The sequence below is a fragment of the Pectobacterium zantedeschiae genome, assembly GCF_004137795.1.
In the GTDB taxonomy this organism is placed as follows: domain Bacteria; phylum Pseudomonadota; class Gammaproteobacteria; order Enterobacterales; family Enterobacteriaceae; genus Pectobacterium; species Pectobacterium zantedeschiae.
In genome coordinates this window covers 1,463,104-1,480,616 of record NZ_NWTM01000001.1, presented here as the reverse complement: position 1 = coordinate 1,480,616, position 17,513 = coordinate 1,463,104, and the positions used below count along the sequence as shown (strand labels likewise).

12 protein-coding genes are annotated in these 17,513 nt (G+C 50.6%); 9 read left to right on the top strand and 3 right to left on the bottom strand.

Annotated elements, in window-relative coordinates:
- Positions 1 to 361: 361 nt before the first annotated feature.
- Positions 362 to 1,675 (top strand): pectate lyase PelN, encoded by a 1,314-nt coding sequence (gene pelN, locus CLR69_RS06755; RefSeq protein ID WP_129704522.1) that lies wholly within the window; start codon positions 362 to 364, stop codon positions 1,673 to 1,675.
- 345 nt (positions 1,676 to 2,020) lie between these two features.
- Positions 2,021 to 2,914, top strand: a complete 894-nt coding sequence (locus CLR69_RS06750; RefSeq protein ID WP_129711432.1) for a YcbJ family phosphotransferase — start codon at positions 2,021 to 2,023, stop codon at positions 2,912 to 2,914.
- Here CLR69_RS06750 and elyC read toward each other — a convergent pair.
- Complete coding sequence (gene elyC, locus CLR69_RS06745) at positions 2,866 to 3,714, bottom strand: envelope biogenesis factor ElyC (protein ID WP_129711431.1); 849 nt, start codon at positions 3,712 to 3,714, stop codon at positions 2,866 to 2,868. The genes CLR69_RS06750 and elyC overlap by 49 nt on opposite strands.
- 168 nt (positions 3,715 to 3,882) lie before the next feature.
- Here elyC and cmoM point away from each other — a divergent pair, with 168 nt between their 5' ends.
- The 7 genes from cmoM (at position 3,883) to CLR69_RS06710 (ending at position 14,804) form a co-directional block, all read left to right on the top strand.
- Positions 3,883 to 4,668 (top strand): tRNA uridine 5-oxyacetic acid(34) methyltransferase CmoM, encoded by a 786-nt coding sequence (gene cmoM / locus CLR69_RS06740; RefSeq protein ID WP_129711430.1) that lies wholly within the window; start codon positions 3,883 to 3,885, stop codon positions 4,666 to 4,668.
- Entirely contained in the window at positions 4,665 to 5,990 is a 1,326-nt protein-coding gene (gene mukF / locus CLR69_RS06735; protein WP_129711429.1) for a chromosome partition protein MukF, read from the top strand. Before cmoM ends, mukF begins: the two co-directional genes overlap by 4 nt.
- Positions 5,971 to 6,693 carry a chromosome partition protein MukE gene (gene mukE, locus CLR69_RS06730; RefSeq protein WP_129711428.1) on the top strand — a complete coding sequence of 241 codons (723 nt, stop codon included), beginning with the start codon at positions 5,971 to 5,973 and terminating at the stop codon, positions 6,691 to 6,693. Before mukF ends, mukE begins: the two co-directional genes overlap by 20 nt.
- Positions 6,694 to 6,746: 53 nt before the next feature.
- A complete protein-coding gene (gene mukB / locus CLR69_RS06725) occupies positions 6,747 to 11,186 on the top strand; it encodes a chromosome partition protein MukB (protein WP_129711427.1) in 4,440 nt (1,479 codons plus the stop codon).
- 422 nt (positions 11,187 to 11,608) lie between these two features.
- Positions 11,609 to 13,348 carry a L,D-transpeptidase gene (gene ldtD, locus CLR69_RS06720; protein ID WP_129711426.1) on the top strand — a complete coding sequence of 580 codons (1,740 nt, stop codon included), beginning with the start codon at positions 11,609 to 11,611 and terminating at the stop codon, positions 13,346 to 13,348.
- A gap of 178 nt (positions 13,349 to 13,526) precedes the next feature.
- Positions 13,527 to 14,075 carry a peptidoglycan L,D-endopeptidase MepK gene (gene mepK, locus CLR69_RS06715; RefSeq protein WP_129711425.1) on the top strand — a complete coding sequence of 183 codons (549 nt, stop codon included), beginning with the start codon at positions 13,527 to 13,529 and terminating at the stop codon, positions 14,073 to 14,075.
- 81 nt (positions 14,076 to 14,156) lie between these two features.
- On the top strand, positions 14,157 to 14,804 hold the full coding sequence (locus CLR69_RS06710; protein ID WP_131534987.1) for an MBL fold metallo-hydrolase: 648 nt from the start codon (positions 14,157 to 14,159) through the stop codon (positions 14,802 to 14,804).
- 72 nt (positions 14,805 to 14,876) lie between these two features.
- On the opposite strand, the gene CLR69_RS06705 is transcribed toward CLR69_RS06710, so the two are convergent.
- On the bottom strand, positions 14,877 to 16,067 hold the full coding sequence (locus CLR69_RS06705; protein WP_129704538.1) for an amino acid aminotransferase: 1,191 nt from the start codon (positions 16,065 to 16,067) through the stop codon (positions 14,877 to 14,879).
- A 307-nt stretch (positions 16,068 to 16,374) separates the two neighbouring features.
- A complete protein-coding gene (locus CLR69_RS06700) occupies positions 16,375 to 17,433 on the bottom strand; it encodes a porin (RefSeq protein ID WP_277950124.1) in 1,059 nt (352 codons plus the stop codon).
- Positions 17,434 to 17,513 lie beyond the last annotated feature (80 nt).

Here is a 17,513-nt window from a genome sequence, read left to right as displayed (position 1 = left end):
ATTCGAGTTTCAGGCAGGCGGCAAGGGAAGGAATCCCGATGAGCTTACTCAGGTAAGTTATTCGGGTGACAAATCTGCCGGGAGCAGATTTGAACGCTGCTTGCAGCGGCTCTTCAGAGCGAGGCCCACGACGGGCCGAGTATTTGAACGCAGCCAACGCACATGCAACTTGAAGTATGACGGATATATTCTTAAATTTTCTCAAACTACGTTGCAACGCTTTATTCATGCAGATCATGCATTCCCGTCCTGAATTAAACCACGCGAGTGGAACTTTTATTTTTAAATTTAAATGCTACTATCAATTCGCCATGTTTTCGCATGGCGTTTTTTTGTTATTTCAACTAAGGATGGTAATGGTATGAATGCTAAACGTTATATGGCAAAAATTTTTCTCGGCGGTATGTTAATGGGCGCTGCTGCAAGCAGTAGTGCGGCAGTTTATTACATGGCCCCTAACGGTGATGACGCGAATAACGGTAGTAAAAACTCCCCCTGGAAAACGATCGATCGCGCACAGAAAACGTTAAATCCTGGCGATCGCCTGTGGATCCGTGGCGGAAAATACGTATTCACTAAAGGGTTGAACGTCTGCGCTACTCGTACCGATGTGGTGAATGCGATTACGCTGAGTAAGAGCGGCACTGAAGGTAAGCGCATTGAGTATTGGGCGTCTAGCGGAGAAGTGCCGATTTTTGATTTCAGCCAGATGCAGGATGATTGCCGTGTCAAAGGGTTTAACGTGGTTGCAGATTGGGTTTCCGTGAAAGGATTGGAAATAACCGGTGTTCCGCAACGTAATAATCTTAACCATGAATCCTGGGGTGTGTGGATTCGGGGAAGTAATAATATATTTGAGCAACTGAATATTCACCATATTATGGGGACGGGGCTATTCATCCAGCGTGGGGGAAATAATCTGGTATTGAATAGCGACTCTCACCATAATTACGATCCACTGACTTCTAATGGTGCCGGTCAAAGCGGAGATGGCTTCGGTGCGCATATCCCAGCTAACCAGCCAGGTAATATTTTCCGTGGTTGCCGTGCGTGGTCAAACTCGGATGATGGCTTTGATTTAATTAATGCCTATTCTCCGGTGTTGATTGAAAACTCCTGGGCCTGGTCACACGGTTATCTACCGGGAACGACACAGTCACTGGCTGCGGGTAACGGTAATGGCTTTAAAATCGGTGGCTACGGTGGCGTTTATGTGGCGAATGCGGTGAAACATACCGTGCGTAACTCGGTTGCGTTTTTAAATAAAGCAGCGGGTTTTTATGCCAATCACCACCCAGTAGCGAACGATTTCTTTAATAACACGGGTTATAAAAATAACCCGAACTTTAATATCCGTGGTATTGATGCAAACGGAAAAGCAATTGGTTTGGGCACGCTGCGCAACAACGTTTCTCACGGTGGTAAAGACTTGTCTTTCTCCGACGGAGCGAATATGCGCTATAACTCATGGGATCTAAAAATTGCAGTATCAGACGCTGACTTCGAGAGCGTCTCCGTGACCGGATGGGATGCTCCACGTCAGGCGGACGGTAGCCTGCCAGTACTGAAGAGCCTGCATCTTGCTTCGGGTAGCGCGTTGATCAACAAGGGTGGAGACGTTAAACTGCCTTACAAAGGCTCGGCTCCAGACCTGGGTGCTTTTGAACGCGAATAACGACAGTGTGTTAATACACTAGTCAGTCACTCACTATATTCCCTGCTGACAGGCTGGGAATATCGCTGCAATAACCTCGGCAGGGCGTGCTCCCTGCCGTCATTGATCCCCGTTTATACTCTAAATAATTCGAGTTTCATGCAGGCGGCAAGAGAAGGAGTCCCGATGAGCTTACATAGGTAAGTGATTCGGGTGACAAATCTGCCGGGAGCAGATTTGAACGCAGCCAACGTACATGTAACTTGAAGTATGACGAGTATATTTGATCTGAGTTGAAGAATTTGTCATCAGCTCGCCGCATCATGGTGGGTAGAGCTATTTGGCTCAACTGAGGTATAGCCGTTTATGGAACAGTTGAAATCGGAACTCAGTACGGTTTTGGGGGAAAGCCTCAGCCGACTTGAGCGCATAAGCGAACAGCCCTATGCGGATTTGTATGCCTTGTATGATAAAGAAGGTAATGCGATTCCTTTGTTGGCCAAAAGTTATGTTTGCCAGGGTGTGGCGCAGCAGGAAGCCTACAAACTTTCGATGCTGGCGCGTGAAGGTGATGTCCGTTTGCCAACCGTTTACGGGCTGGTGGTGACACAACAGAAGCCTTACCGGGAGCTGCTGCTGATTGAACGCTTGCGCGGTGTGTCGGTGGAAGCGCCACCAAGAAATGGCCAGCGCTGGATGCTGCTGATGGATCAGATTGTTGAAAACGTATTGGCCTGGCACCGAATTGATAGCCATGGCTGCGTGGGGGCCGTAGACAGCACGCAGGACAACGATTGGTTCAGTTGGTATCAACAGCGTCTGGAAGTCTTGTGGTCTACGTTACTTAATGTCAATGCCCCGCAGCTCACACAGCAGGATCGTACCGTGCTTTATCGCTCGCGCCAGTGTTTAGACATGCTGTTTGATGATTTTGACGATAACTGTGTGCTGGTACACGGCAATCTTTCTCTACGCAGTATGTTGAAGGATGCGCGTAGCGACCAGCTATTAGCGATGATTAATCCAGGGATGATGCTGTGGGCTCCCAGAGAATATGAACTCTTCCGGCTTTGCGAATCCGGCATGCCGGAGCAACTGCTTTATCACTACCTCAAACAAGCGCCGGTATCTGAATCCTTTGTCTACCGGCGCTGGCTCTATGTCATTTGGGAAGCGGTATCCCGTTATATCCATACGGGACAGCTAGACCGTCAGCTATTTGATGTGGCTTCCCGCGAACTGTCTCCCTGGCTGGAATGAATCGGTGGTTGTTCCTCGTTGTGCGGTGCTGCCGTGGTTCCCTTTAGTAACTGCCAGAGACGACCGAGCGTTTCGTACCAGGCTCGCTCGCTGTGTGATAAATAGTAAGCGGAAGGGAATACCTTCTCCCACGGATTGAGCGCAGAGGTGATCGCCATCTGATTCGCCGGAGCAGGAATCGGCGCTAGTCCCTGAGCCTGGAAAAAGCGAATGGCGCGAGGCAGGTGGTTAGCCGAGGTCACCAGCAGGAAAGGGCGATCGCCAACAATTTTAGCGGTTTCTACTGCTTCTTCTTCCGTATCCCTTGGCGTATCCAGAATGACGATGTCCTGTCGGGGAATACCCAAGCTTTCTGCTACCAGCGCCGCTGTTTTTGCACTGCTAACCGGGTTACCTTGTGCCGCACCGCCGGTAAAAATCAACTTTGCGCCGGGGTTGGCATGATAAAGACGAATACCTTCTGTGACGCGTGGGAGGCTGTTACTAATGAGGTTGGAGCTGGGCGCCCATTCTGCGTTATAGGTATATCCCCCACCTAGCACGACAATATAGCCGGCTTTGCTCGCCTGTGGCGTTTGTTGCCAGGTCGGGTACTGTGACTCCAGTGGTAACAATAGCCGATCGGCAACAGGTTGCAGGCTGAGTAGAATAAGCACCAGCCAACTGGCTAATATGATCGTTTTTCCCGTGCGCTGCCGCTGGGTAAACCAGAGTAATAACAGGCCGACACCCATCAGAAGCAATAGTAATGGCAGTGGTTGCAGAAGGCCACCGACGAACTTTTTGAGTGTGAAAAGCATAAAATTGCATTCCTTTTGAGTGAAAAACCCGCATCCGGGAAGATATCATGCGGTAAGGCCATTTATTCTAAGCCAGCCTGTGCCAAAATGGCAGGCTGGAAAAAATTGCATCGCGCAGACATGAGCTGCACGAGCTTTCCCCGTTTATATGATGCGGAACAATGACTGATGCAGGATCGCAATTTTAACGATATCGCCGAAAAATTTGCTCAGAATATCTATGGCACAACGAAGGGGAGACTTCGGCTGGCGGTATTGTGGCAGGATCTTAGCGATCTTTTGGCTCAGCTTCCGGCACGGCCTTTGCGCATCCTTGATGCGGGAGGTGGTGAAGGGCAGATGGCCTGTCGTCTGGCGGCTTTAGGACATCAGGTATTGTTGTGCGATGTTTCCGATGAGATGATTCAGCGCGCCAAAAACGCGGCAGCGGCACAGGGCGTCGCTCATAATATGCGTTTTGTGCAGTGTGCCGCACAGGATATCGCGCAATATATGGAAAGCCCCGCCGATCTGATATTGTTCCACGCGGTGCTGGAATGGGTCGCGCAACCGCAGCAGGCGCTGAAAATATTGTATGATTGCCTATCGCCGGGTGGGGCGCTGTCTTTGATGTTTTATAACCATCACGGGTTGTTGATGCGGAATATGGTGCTGGGCAACTTTGATTATGTTCAGGCTGGCATGCCGAAGAACAAACGGCGCTCTTTATCGCCAGATCACCCGTTGGATCCGCAAGACGTGTACGGCTGGCTTGATGAGATGGGGCTGACCATTAGCGGAAAAACTGGCGTGCGTGTGTTTCATGACTACTTGCAGAATAAGCAGCAGCAGATTGATAAATTTGCCGACATTCTTGAGCTTGAACAGCGGTACTGTCGGCAAGAGCCTTTTGTGAGTTTGGGCCGTTATATCCATGTCATGGCGCATAAACCCCATTTGAAGGATGCATTATGAGTGATTTTTCCCAGACTGTACCCGAACTGGTCGCCTGGGCACGAAAAAACGATTTCTCTATTTCCCTCCCCACCGAACGCCTGGCGTTTTTGATGGCGATCGCCACGCTTAACGGCGAACGCATGGATGGTGAAATGAGTGAAGGTGAGCTGATTGATGCTTTCCGTCACGTGAGTCAGGGATTTGATCAGACGAACGAAACCATTACCGTCCGCGCCAATAACGCGATTAACGATCTGGTACGTCAGCGGTTACTTAACCGCTTTACCAGCGAACAGGCGGAAGGTAATGCGATTTATCGTCTGACGCCGCTGGGGATCGGCATTACCGATTATTACATTCGGCAGCGTGAGTTCTCGACGCTGCGGCTTTCCATGCAGCTCTCTATCGTGGCGCAAGAGCTCAGCCGTGCTGCCGATGCGGCGGAAGAAGACGGTGATGAGTTCCACTGGCATCGCAACGTATTTGCGCCGCTGAAATATTCCGTTGCCGAGATTTTTGACAGTATTGATTTGTCGCAGCGTGTAATGGATGAACAGCAGCAGGGCGTTAAAGACGATATCGCGGCGCTGTTAAATCAGGACTGGCGAGCGGCGATCAGCAGCTGTGAACAACTACTGACGGAAACCTCGTCTACGCTGCGTGAATTGCAAGATACGCTTGAAGCCGCAGGCGACAAGTTGCAAACGAGCCTGTTGAGTATTCAGGATGCGATTATGAATAATCCGCATAACCTGGAGTTTGTCGATAAGCTGGTCTTTGACCTGCAAAATAAACTCGACCGCATTGTGAGTTGGGGACAGCAGACGATAGATTTGTGGATTGGGTATGACCGCCACGTACATAAGTTTATTCGTACCGCGATCGATATGGATAAAAACCGCGTCTTTGCCCAGCGGTTGCGTCAGTCAGTGCAGAGCTATTTCGACAACCCTTGGGCGCTGACATTCGCTAACGCGGATCGTCTGCTGGATATGCGTGATGAAGAACTGACGTTACGTAGTGAAGAAGTCACTGGTGAACTGCCGCCGGAACTGGAATACGAAGAGTTTAGTGAAATGCGCGAACAGCTAATCGCGCTGGTCGAGCAGGCGCTGCATAAATATAAAGTGCAACAGATCCCGCTTGATTTGAGTGAAGTGATGCGTGAATACCTCGCGCAGCATCCTCGCTCGCGGCATTTTGATGTTGCCCGAATCGTGGTCGACCAGGCAGTACGTCTGGGCGTAGCCGAAACAGATTTCACTGGATTGCCAGCATTGTGGCAGGCAATCAATGATTACGGAGCCAAGGTGCAGGCCCATGTCATCGACAAATATTGAACAATTTATGCCAGTAAAGCTGGCAACCGCGCTGTCGAATAACCTCTTTCCCGCGCTGGACAGCCAATTGCGCGCCGGGCGCCATGTCGGTATTGAAGAACTGGAAAACCACGTCTTTTTGATGGATTTTCAGGAAGTGCTGGAGGAGTTTTACAGCCGCTACAATGTGGAATTGATCCGCGCGCCGGAAGGATTTTTCTATCTGCGCCCGCGTTCCACCACGCTGATCCCTCGCTCTGTGTTGTCTGAGCTGGATATGATGGTAGGAAAAATTCTCTGCTATCTCTATCTGAGTCCTGAGCGTTTGGCGCACGAAGGCATTTTCAGCCAGCAGGAGCTTTATGAAGAGCTGCTCAGTCTGGCGGATGAAAGTAAGCTGCTGAAGCTGGTTAACCAGCGTTCCACCGGTTCCGATCTGGATCGCCAAAAGTTGCAGGAAAAAGTCAGAACATCGCTTAACCGCTTACGTCGGCTAGGCATGATCTACTTTATGGGCAACGACAGCAGCAAATTCAGAATTACCGAGTCGGTGTTCCGCTTCGGAGCCGATGTGCGCAGCGGCGATGATGCTCGCGAAGCACAGCTACGAATGATTCGCGATGGTGAAGCGATGCCTGTTGAAGGTACTTTGTCGCTGAAAGATGACAGCGACGATAACGATCGCACCGATGATACCGCGCCAGAAACGGGCGACGATGAATAAGAGCTTATCCCATTCCTACTGGGGCAGGCTTTAAGTGTTGAGGATGAACAGGAATGATTGAACGCGGTAAATTTCGCTCACTAACGCTGGTCAACTGGAACGGCTTTTTCGCCCGCACCTTCGATTTGGATGAACTGGTTACCACGCTATCCGGTGGTAACGGTGCCGGGAAATCCACCACGATGGCCGCCTTTATTACGGCGCTGATCCCTGACCTGACGTTGCTGCACTTCAGAAACACCACCGAAGCGGGTGCCACCAGCGGTTCACGCGATAAAGGCCTTCACGGTAAATTGCGCGCTGGCGTCTGTTATTCTACGCTGGATGTCGTTAACTCGCGTCATCAGCGCGTGCTAGTCGGCGTTCGTCTCCAGCAGGTTGCGGGGCGCGACCGTAAAGTCGATATCAAGCCTTTCACCATTCAGGGATTGCCGACGGCCATCCAGCCGACACAAATTCTGACGCAGGTGGTTGGCGATCGTCAGGCGCGCGTGCTCTCGTTACAAGAACTGAAAGATCGCGTCGAGGAAATGGAAGGCGTTCAGTTCAAGCAGTTTAACTCCATCACCGATTATCATTCACTGATGTTTGATTTGGGCGTAGTGCCGCGCCGCCTGCGTTCTGCCTCCGACCGTAGCAAGTTTTATCGCCTGATTGAAGCCTCGCTATACGGCGGTATTTCCAGCGCGATTACACGCTCGCTGCGTGATTACCTGCTGCCTGAAAATAGCGGCGTACGTAAAGCGTTTCAGGATATGGAAGCAGCGCTGCGTGAAAACCGTATGACGCTGGAAGCGATTCGTGTTACCCAGTCCGATCGCGATCTGTTTAAGCACCTGATTTCCGAAGCGACGTCCTATGTTGCCGCTGACTATATGCGGCACGCTAATGAGCGACGCATTCATCTGGATGGGGCACTGGAACTGCGTCGTGACCTGTTCTCCAGCCGTAAGCAACTGTCGAGTGAGCAATATCGTCATGTGGAAATGGCGAGAGAGCTGGCGGAGCAGAGCGGTGCTGAAGGCGATTTGGAAACGGATTATCAGGCTGCCAGCGACCACCTGAATCTGGTGCAGACAGCGATGCGCCAGCAGGAAAAAATCGAGCGTTATAACGCCGATCTGGAAGAATTGAGCTATCGCCTCGAAGAACAGAATGAGGTGGTAGAAGAAGCGCGTGAGCAGCAGGCGGAAAACGAAGAACGTGCTGACGCCGCTGAACTGGAAGTGGATGAGCTGAAAAGTCAGCTTGCCGATTATCAGCAGGCGTTGGACGTCCAACAAACGCGTGCTATCCAGTACCAACAGGCGCAACAGGCATTGGAGCGCGCCCGCACGCTGTGCCAGTTACCGGATTTAACCGCAGACAATGCAGATGAATGGCTGGACAGCTATCAGGCGAAAGAGCAGGAAGCGACAGAAATTCTGCTGATGCTGGAACAAAAACTGAGCGTGGCAGATGCGGCGCACGGCCAGTTTGAGCAAGCCTATCAGTTAGTGAGCAAAATTGCTGGCGCAGTTAATCGTAACGAAGCCTGGCAGGTTGCACGTGACTTGCTGCGCGACAGTTCGTCACAACGCTATCAGGCGGAGCGAGTACAGCCGCTGCGGATGCGGTTGTCTGAGCTGGAACAGCGCCTGCGTGAACAGCAGGACGCTGAACGGCTATTGCAGGATTTCAGCAAACGCAACGGCCAGGACTATCAGCCAGAAGAGTTGGAGTCGCTCCAGCAAGAGCTTGATGCCCGTATCGAAACGCTATCATCTTTGGTGGCGGAGGCGGGTGAGCGCCGTATGGCGCTGCGTCAGGAACTGGAGCAAACCCAGCAGCGAATTCAGAAGTTGACGGTGCGTGCGCCAGTCTGGCTGGCTGCACAGGAAATGCTGACGCAACTGAGCGAACAGAGCGGCGAAACGTTTGAAGATAGCCGTCAGGTGACGGAGTTCATGCAGCAACTGCTGGAGCGTGAACGTGAAACCACCGTTGAACGTGATGATATCGCCGCCCGCAAACGCCAAATCGAAGCACAGGTTGAACGATTAAGTCAGCCAGGTGGCTCAGAAGATCCGCGCCTGAACGCGCTGGCGGAACGTTTTGGCGGCGTGCTGTTGTCTGAGATTTATGATGATGTGACGCTGGACGATGCCCCGTACTTCTCGGCGCTTTATGGTCCATCCCGTCACGCGATTGTGGTATCCGATCTTTCTCTGGTCCGCGATCAGCTTGCGGGTCTGGAAGACTGCCCGGAAGATTTGTATCTGATCGAAGGCGACCCACAGTCGTTTGATGACAGTGTGTTTGCCGTCGAGGAACTGGAACGCGCGGTGGTGGTGAAAGTCGCGGAGCGCCAGTGGCGTTATTCGCGTTTCCCTGACGTGCCGCTGTTTGGTCGTGCCGCGCGGGAAATGCGTCTGGAAAGCCTGCGTGATGAACGAGAAGCGCTGGCAGAGCAGTACGCGACGCTGTCATTTGATGTGCAGAAAACGCAGCGCTTGCACCAGTCTTTCAGTCGTTTCATTGGTACCCATCTGGCGGTCGTTTTTGATGAAGATCCTGAAGCGGAAATCCGTACGCTCAGTTCTCGTCGCGGCGAGCTGGATCGGGCTATGGCCAGTTTTGATGGCGAAAACCAGCAGCAGCGTCAGCAATATGAGCAGGCGAAAGAAGCCAGCACACAGCTGAATAAATTGATTCCGCGCATTAGTCTACTGTGCGACGAGACGTTGCAGGATCGCGTAGAAGAGATTCGTGCGGAGCTGGATGAAACCGAAGAATCTGCTCGTTTCATTCAACAGCATGGCGCGACGCTGACTAAGCTGGAACCGTTGGTTGCTGTCTTACAAAGCGATCCGCAGCAACATGAGCAGTTGCAGGAAGATTATGCTCAGGCGCAGAACGCACAGCGGCAGGCAAAACAGCAGGCATTTGCACTGACTGAGGTTGTGCAACGTCGCGCGCACTTCAGCTATGCCGACTCTGCCGGGATGCTGGGTGAAAACGCGGGGTTGAATGACAAACTGCGTCACCGTCTGGAACAGGCTGAAGCAGAACGGGCCAAAGCACGCGAACAGCTACGTCAGCATCAGGCACAGTTGACGCAATACAGTCAGGTTCAGGCATCGCTAAAAAGTTCTTACGATGCCAAGCAGGACATGCTGAAGGAGTTAACACAAGAGCTTCAGGATATCGGCGTGCGTGCCGATGCTGATGCGGAAGCGCGTGCCCGGCAGCGTCGTGATGAGCTACATGCCGCATTAAGCACTAACCGTTCGCGGCGCAATCAGTTGGAAAAACAGATTACGTTCTGTGAAGCGGAAATGGACAGTTTGCAGAAGAAATTACGTAAACTGGAGCGCGATTACCACCAGATGCGTGAGCAGGTTGTCACGGCGAAAGCGGGCTGGTGTGCAGTCATGCGTTTGGTGAAAGACAACGGCGTTGAGCGTCGTCTGCATCGCCGTGAACTGGCTTATATGGAAGGCGATGAGCTGCGTTCTATGTCGGATAAGGCGCTGGGTGCGCTGCGTCTGGCCGTGGCGGATAACGAACATCTGCGCGACGTGTTGCGGCTTTCTGAAGATCCGAAGCGACCAGAACGCAAGATCCAGTTCTACATTGCTGTTTACCAGCATCTGCGCGAGCGTATCCGTCAGGATATTATCCGTACCGATGATCCGGTAGAAGCCATTGAGCAGATGGAGATCGAACTTAATCGTCTGACAGAAGAGCTGACGGCACGTGAGCAGATGTTGGCAATCAGTTCACGCAGTGTGGCAAACATCATCCGTAAAACAATCCAGCGTGAGCAGAACCGCATTCGGATGCTAAACCAGGGACTGCAAGCGGTCGCGTTTGGTCAGGTGAAGAGTGTCCGCTTGAACGTCAACGTACGCGAAACGCATACCACGTTGCTCAATGTGTTGTCCGAACAGCAGGAAATGCATCAGGATCTGTTTAACAGCAATCGTCTGACCTTCTCGGAAGCGTTGGCAAAGCTGTATCAGCGCCTGAATCCAGAAATTGATATGGGGCAGCGCACGCCGCAAACGATCGGCGAAGAGTTGCTGGATTACCGAAACTACCTTGAAATGGAAGTGGAAGTTAACCGTGGCGCGGATGGTTGGTTGCGGGCGGAAAGCGGGGCGCTGTCTACCGGGGAAGCCATCGGTACGGGGATGTCCATTCTGGTCATGGTGGTACAGAGCTGGGAAGAAGAGTCTAAGCGTTTACGCGGCAAAGATATCATTCCGTGTCGCCTGCTTTTCCTCGATGAAGCGGCACGTCTGGATGCCAAATCGATCGCCACGCTATTTGAGCTCTGCGATCGGCTGGAAATGCAGTTGGTTATCGCTGCACCGGAAAATATCAGCCCCGAGAAGGGAACCACCTATAAGCTGGTACGTAAAGTCTACCAGAATAACGAGCACGTCCATGTGGTCGGGCTACGTGGATTCGGAACGGAAGCGCCAGAGACGCAAGAGCAAGCTTCGTAGCGATAAACCTTGCTGTTGTTTTCTTCTATAATGATAAAGCCGCTTTTTTAAGCGGCTTTATTTTTGCTTAGAGGCTATTTTTGCTTAGAGAGTATGTTGGCGATGAATAGGTTCATCAAACGCGTAAGATAATAACCAGAAGAAGAAGCAAAAATATTTTTCTCTTTATATACTGACGATAAAGCGATGGCAGACCGTAGAGGGATTGACGGTTGTATGTTGTAAAGCCACGTGCCGTAATAACGGACGTCATATAAAAAACGATCCTATTTCATTCTTTATCGTTTTCTACGATGAATGGAAAATGAAAAGATGAGCTTATACCAGTGTGAACGTATGCGAGCGAATTCGGTTTGTTATTTCCATATTCAACGTGGATTGTCATAAAAGCATAGTGATTAATGAGTACAGGGGATAAATGGATGTTGTTGTTACATAAACGAAAAATGGTCAGGCTGCTGTTGCGCGTGGGTTGTATTTGGGTCGGAAGCCTGTCTCCTTCGTTTTCGGTGCTGGCAGCATCTCCGACAGTGATATCCGGCCTATCACAACATTCGGGTGTGGTTTCTGTAGAAAATAGCCGTGCAGGGCTTTTGAAAGCACTGCCGCATGGCATAACGGTACATTATCTCTCTGATTTATCATCGCTTTATGCCCAACATCAAATGCAACCTATGTGGGCAGATAATCGCGCGGTTCAACAGTTTCAACAACAACTCGCCGAATTAGCGATCGCAGGTGTGCAGCCGCAGTTCACCACCTGGGTGACTTGGCTGACCGATCCTCAGTTGACCGGGTTTGCACGTGATGTCGTGCTATCGGATGCGATGCTGGGTTATTTGCAGTTCGTCTCTGGGGTAGAACGTAGTGGTAATGACTGGCTCTACAGCAACGTACCTTATCGACTGCAATCACCAGCGCTCAATATTGTTTCGCAATGGCAACAGGCCGTGAAATCTGGCACCAGTGCGGCCTATGTCGTGTCGCTGGCACCGCAGCATTCGCAATACGTCAAAATGCATGAAGCATTGAAGACGATGCTGACGGACAATCGTCCGTGGCCGAGCCTGAATCTGGCAGAGTCTCTGCGACCGGAGCAGCAGAGTCGAGAACTGGCAGTACTACGTGAAATTTTGCAGCGTACTGGCATGCTGTCGTCAACGGAGAACATCACGCTGTTTAACGAAAATACGACAGCGACGACGGTATCGACGGGACAGGCTCTGCTGGTCGACAGCAGTAGCACGATAGACGATCGCTACACGGGAGAACTGGTTGATGCGGTTAAACGTTTCCAGCATTGGCAAGGGCTGGAGGATGACGGTGTTATTGGTAAACGTACCCGTGACTGGCTCAATGTTTCTCCGCAAATGCGTGCTACGCTTCTGGCTCTGAATATCCAGCGTCTGCGCTTGCTACCGGATAATGTTCATACTGGCATTATGGTGAATATCCCCAATTATTCGCTGATCTATTATCAGGATGGTGCTGAGCGTTTATCATCGCGCGTCATTGTTGGACAGCCCAAACGTAAGACACCGTTGATGAGTAGCTCGTTGTATAACGTGGTGGTCAACCCACCATGGAATGTCCCCACGACGCTGATTCGGCAGGATATTATTCCTAAAGTAGTGCGCGATCCTGGCTATTTAGAGCGCCATGGCTATACGGTATTGTCCGGCTGGAGTCAGGATGCTGAAGTGATTGATCCCTCGATGATCGATTGGCAGGTAGTATCCCCAGAACGCTTCCCATATCGTCTGCGTCAGGCACCGGGTGCAAACAACTCGCTGGGGCGCTATAAATTCAATATGCCAAACTCGGAAGCGATTTATCTGCATGACACGCCTAATCACAATCTGTTCCAGCGCGATATTCGGGCGCTGAGCTCCGGTTGTGTGCGGGTCAATAAAGCATCGGAACTGGCTAGCATGCTATTGCAGGACGCGGGATGGAATAATAATCGTATTTCTTCTACGCTGGATCAGGGAAACACCACCTTTGTTTCAATGAAACATCGGATTCCGGTCAATCTCTATTATCTGACCGCATGGGTGGCTGAAGATGGTAAGCCGCAGTTCCGAACAGATATTTACAATTATGATGATACTGCCCGCGCTGGGACGAAAGTCCTCTCCAGAGCAGGGCTGTTGCTTCAGTAAGTATTGAAAACACGGGCATTAGCAGTATTAGGTTTTTATTATTTTGCGGGAGAAGGATGCGATCTCCCGCAAACCCGTGAGCAAAGCGGGTTGACTCACTTTTCTCTGGCAGTTAAGGTTCAAGGCGGTGCGTTTTGTACCTCCTTTATACCGTTCTTTTAGCCAGGGTACTTGTTCTATGGATCACATTGACAACCATCGCCGTAAGTGGCTTGCACTGGGTGGTGCCGCATTGGGTATCGCACTGCTTCCTGGTCAGGCATTTGCAACGTTATCTACACCCCGACCACGAATTTTGACACTGGACAACCTGAATACCGGAGAGCGGCTAAAAACGGAATTCTTTGATGGTAAACGGTATAACAAATCAGAACTTTCCCGCCTGAATCACTTTTTCCGCGATTATCGTGCTAATAAAGTCAAAATGATCGACCCGCAACTTTTCGATCAGCTCTATCGTTTACAGGTTATGTTAGGTACCAACAAGCCCGTACAGCTTATTTCTGGTTATCGCGCGATCGACACTAATAATGAATTACGTGCGCATAGTCGAGGCGTGGCAAAGCAGAGCTATCACACAAAGGGGCAGGCGATGGATTTCCATATTCAAGGCGTCCAACTGGCCAACATTCGTAAAGCTGCCACCAAAATGCGCGCTGGTGGGGTTGGTTATTATCCCCGCAGTGGTTTCGTTCATATCGATACTGGCCCAGTCCGCACCTGGTAGTCTTCTGCCTCAGCGCTACACTTTTTTGATACGGCTCGCTATTACATCGCGAGCCGTTCAGTTTGTTCAACATGGAGTGATATGAAATATCAAATTGTTTCAGTGACGGCATTTAGCCAGAACTGCACGTTGCTATGGTGTGAAAAAACCAATGAGGCTGCCATTGTCGATCCCGGCGGTGATGCAGAAAAGATCAAGCGTGCTGTCGCAGATGCAGGGATTGTTGTTAAGCAGATTCTGTTGACGCACGGTCATTTGGACCATGTCGGCGCAGCTGCGGAACTGGCTGAGCACTATCAGGTAGCGATTATTGGCCCGCAGATTGAAGACGCTTTCTGGTTGGAAGGGTTGCCAGCACAGAGCCGCATGTTTGGTCTGGAAGAGTGCGCACCACTGACGCCATCACGCTGGTTACAGGAAGGTGATGAGGTGAGCGTGGGGGAGACAACACTAGAGGTTTTCCACTGCCCGGGTCATACGCCAGGACACATTGTTTTCTTTGATACCGAATCACGATTGGCACAAGTAGGTGATGTTATTTTCAACGGTGGCGTGGGGCGTACTGATTTCCCGCAGGGAGATCATCAGGCGTTGATCGCGTCCATTAAAAACAAACTGCTGCCGCTGGGTGACGACGTGACGTTTATTCCGGGACACGGCCCTATGTCAACCTTAGGGCATGAGCGCAAAACTAATCCTTTCCTGCGTGAAGATGCTGCGATTTGGTAGTGTTTTATTGCGTTGAAAAGTAGAAGTAAAAAAACCGACACAGTGTGTCGGCTTTTTTGATCGTTGGACGACTCAGAGTACGGCGACAATCGCTTCGCAGAGCGGTGCCATGTTTTCTGGCGTCATCCCTGCAACGTTGATACGGCCAGAATTCACTGCGTAAACGCCGAATTCATCACGCAGACGCAGAACCTGTTCCTTGGTTAAACCGCTGAATGAGAACATCCCATTCTGGTTGATGATGAAGGAGAAATCCTGCTGCGCACCTTTTTCCTGTAAGGTATTGACGAACAACTGACGCATACGCTGAATACGTTCACGCATTGCCGTCAATTCCTGTTCCCAAATGGCTTTCAGCGCGTCGTTGCCCAGAATGGTAGCGACAATGGTCGCACCGTGTGACGGTGGGTTAGAGTAGTTGGCGCGAATGGCGGCTTTCACCTGACTAAATGCTTTGTCTGCGGTAGCGGCATCTGCGGCAACCAGCGTGCAGGCACCGACGCGCTCATTGTACAAACCGAAGTTTTTAGAATATGAGCTGCATACGATCAGTTCATCGTGCTTCGCAGCGAAAAGTCGCAGGCCTTCTGCGTCTTCTTCGAGCCCACGGGCAAATCCCTGATAGGCGAAGTCAAACAGCGGTAGCCAGCCTTTTGCTACTGACAATTCTGCCAGCTTAGCCCACTGTTCAGCGGTAGGATCAATACCGGTCGGGTTGTGGCAGCAGCCGTGGAACAGTACCACGTCACCTGCTTGTGCGGCGCTCAGGCTACTTAGTAAGCCATCAAAATCCAGCGCGTGGTTCGCGGCATCGTAGTAATCATACTGGCATACTTCCAAACCGACGGCAGAGAAGACGTTGTTGTGATTTGGCCAGGTTGGATTGCTGATCCAGATGCGTTTGGCAGACGTCTGATTAGCGATAAAATCAGCAGCTACGCGCAACGCACCCGTTCCGCCTGGAGTTTGTGCTGTACGAGCACGTTTGTCGGCAATGATGGCATTCTGCTGGCCAAACAGCAGTTCCTGCGTGCACTGACCGAATGCTGGCAGACCGTCAATGCCCAGATAATTTTTGGTGGTTTCATTTTCCAGCAGATAGTGTTCTGCTTTTTTTACGCTGGTCAGAACCGGAGTTTTGCCGGTTTCATCTTTATAGACACCAATACCCAGATTGATTTTATTCGCGCGGTCATCGGCGCGGAAAAGATCGGTCAGCCCGAGAATAGGATCGGCTGGTGCGGCAGAGATATTTTCAAACATTGCCAGAATGTTCCATAACTGAGATGAAATATGAATCCTCAGAGTACCGTCAGTAAAAGGCTTTGCCAACCGTTGATGTCAAAAAGAAAGGGAAATAACAGGGAGAAGGAGAGAGACGAAATAAAAGACTGGTTAGACGAGAATAATTGGCGCAAAGCAGAAAAAGAAAACGTGGCGAGTATTTTCAATGTCGTCTGCAGTGGTTCATCAGTGATGGCTATCCAACACGCAATAAAAAAGACAGAGCCAAAGCCCTGCCTTTTTCTGCAATACGAACGATTAGCTCGTTACGTTATGCTGCGACAACTTAGAACTGGTAGATTACACCGACGTCAACAGTGTCGTTGTTCGGAAGACCATATTGGTTATCTTTCTTAATCAGGCTGATATCGTACTCAACGTAGGTAGAGAAGTTTTTGTTGAATGCGTAAGTTGCGCCAACGCTTGCGTATTTAACGCCGTAGTCATTTAAATTAGCAGCGGTATTGATTTTATCTTTACGAGAAACGTAAGCCAGAGTTGGAGTCAGGCCGAAATCGAAGTTGTACTGTGCAACCACTTCAAAGATTTTGCTTTCATCAGCTAAAGTAGTACCAGTTGTTCTGAAGAAGTTACGACCTTCGCCATAGGTTGCTGCAACGTAGACGTTGTTCGCATCGTATTTCAGACCAGTAGCCCATACGTCTGCGCGTTCACCGCCAGCCGTTGATGCACGCTGATTGGCAGTACGTTCTTGAGAACCGTAAGAAGCAACAACACCTACGCCGAAATCAGTGTCATATGACAGAGACGTTGCCCATGCATCGCCGTGGCTGCGATCGATACGAGTACCGCTTTCATTCTTGGCAACGTATTGCAGACCAAAACCTAAGTTGTCAACCAGACCAAAGAAGTTAGAGGTGTTATAAGTTGCGGCGCTGCTGACACGACCAGTCAGAGTATCAGTGACGCTGCTATCGCCGCCGTTTTCTGGCAGAACGTCGGTGTAAGCCAGACCGTTGTATGCAACACCTGTGTTGCGACCATAGTCTAAAGAACCGAAATCAGAGAATTTCAAACCAGCAAATGCTTTACGAGTTTTACCTTGACCCGCGTTATTTTCTTCAGTGTTATTAGCATCGAATTGGTATTCAAAAGTACCGTAACCAGTCACATCGCTAGTGATCTGAGTCTGGCCTTTAAAGCCTAGACGTGCACTGGTATTGTCTTCGCTATCTGCGTCTTGATTAGCAAATTTATAACCCGCGTGTACACGACCAGTCAGATCCAGCTTGTTCGCATCTTTATTATAGATTTCTGCTGCGTTGGCAGCACCTGCGACTAACAGCGCTGGGATTACTACTGCAAGAATGTTGCGTTTCATCATTATTACCCTCATTGGTGTTATTTAGACACCTGCCACTGCCATAAATAATTCTTTAGGGAACTATTCCTGAAAGTTTGGTG

What these genes read in the sequence shown, in the direction of transcription:
- CLR69_RS06750 (WP_129711432.1), top strand. Translation starts at nt 2,021, where the DNA reads ATGGAACAGTTGAAATCGGAACTCAGTACGGTTTTGGGGGAAAGCCTC.
- pelN (WP_129704522.1), top strand. Translation starts at nt 362, where the DNA reads ATGAATGCTAAACGTTATATGGCAAAAATTTTTCTCGGCGGTATGTTA.
- mukE (WP_129711428.1), top strand. Translation starts at nt 5,971, where the DNA reads ATGTCATCGACAAATATTGAACAATTTATGCCAGTAAAGCTGGCAACC.
- elyC (WP_129711431.1), bottom strand. Translation starts at nt 3,714, where the DNA reads ATGCTTTTCACACTCAAAAAGTTCGTCGGTGGCCTTCTGCAACCACTG.
- mukB (WP_129711427.1), top strand. Translation starts at nt 6,747, where the DNA reads ATGATTGAACGCGGTAAATTTCGCTCACTAACGCTGGTCAACTGGAAC.
- mukF (WP_129711429.1), top strand. Translation starts at nt 4,665, where the DNA reads ATGAGTGATTTTTCCCAGACTGTACCCGAACTGGTCGCCTGGGCACGA.
- mepK (WP_129711425.1), top strand. Translation starts at nt 13,527, where the DNA reads ATGGATCACATTGACAACCATCGCCGTAAGTGGCTTGCACTGGGTGGT.
- CLR69_RS06705 (WP_129704538.1), bottom strand. Translation starts at nt 16,067, where the DNA reads ATGTTTGAAAATATCTCTGCCGCACCAGCCGATCCTATTCTCGGGCTG.
- CLR69_RS06700 (WP_277950124.1), bottom strand. Translation starts at nt 17,433, where the DNA reads ATGATGAAACGCAACATTCTTGCAGTAGTAATCCCAGCGCTGTTAGTC.
- CLR69_RS06710 (WP_131534987.1), top strand. Translation starts at nt 14,157, where the DNA reads ATGAAATATCAAATTGTTTCAGTGACGGCATTTAGCCAGAACTGCACG.
- ldtD (WP_129711426.1), top strand. Translation starts at nt 11,609, where the DNA reads ATGTTGTTGTTACATAAACGAAAAATGGTCAGGCTGCTGTTGCGCGTG.
- cmoM (WP_129711430.1), top strand. Translation starts at nt 3,883, where the DNA reads ATGCAGGATCGCAATTTTAACGATATCGCCGAAAAATTTGCTCAGAAT.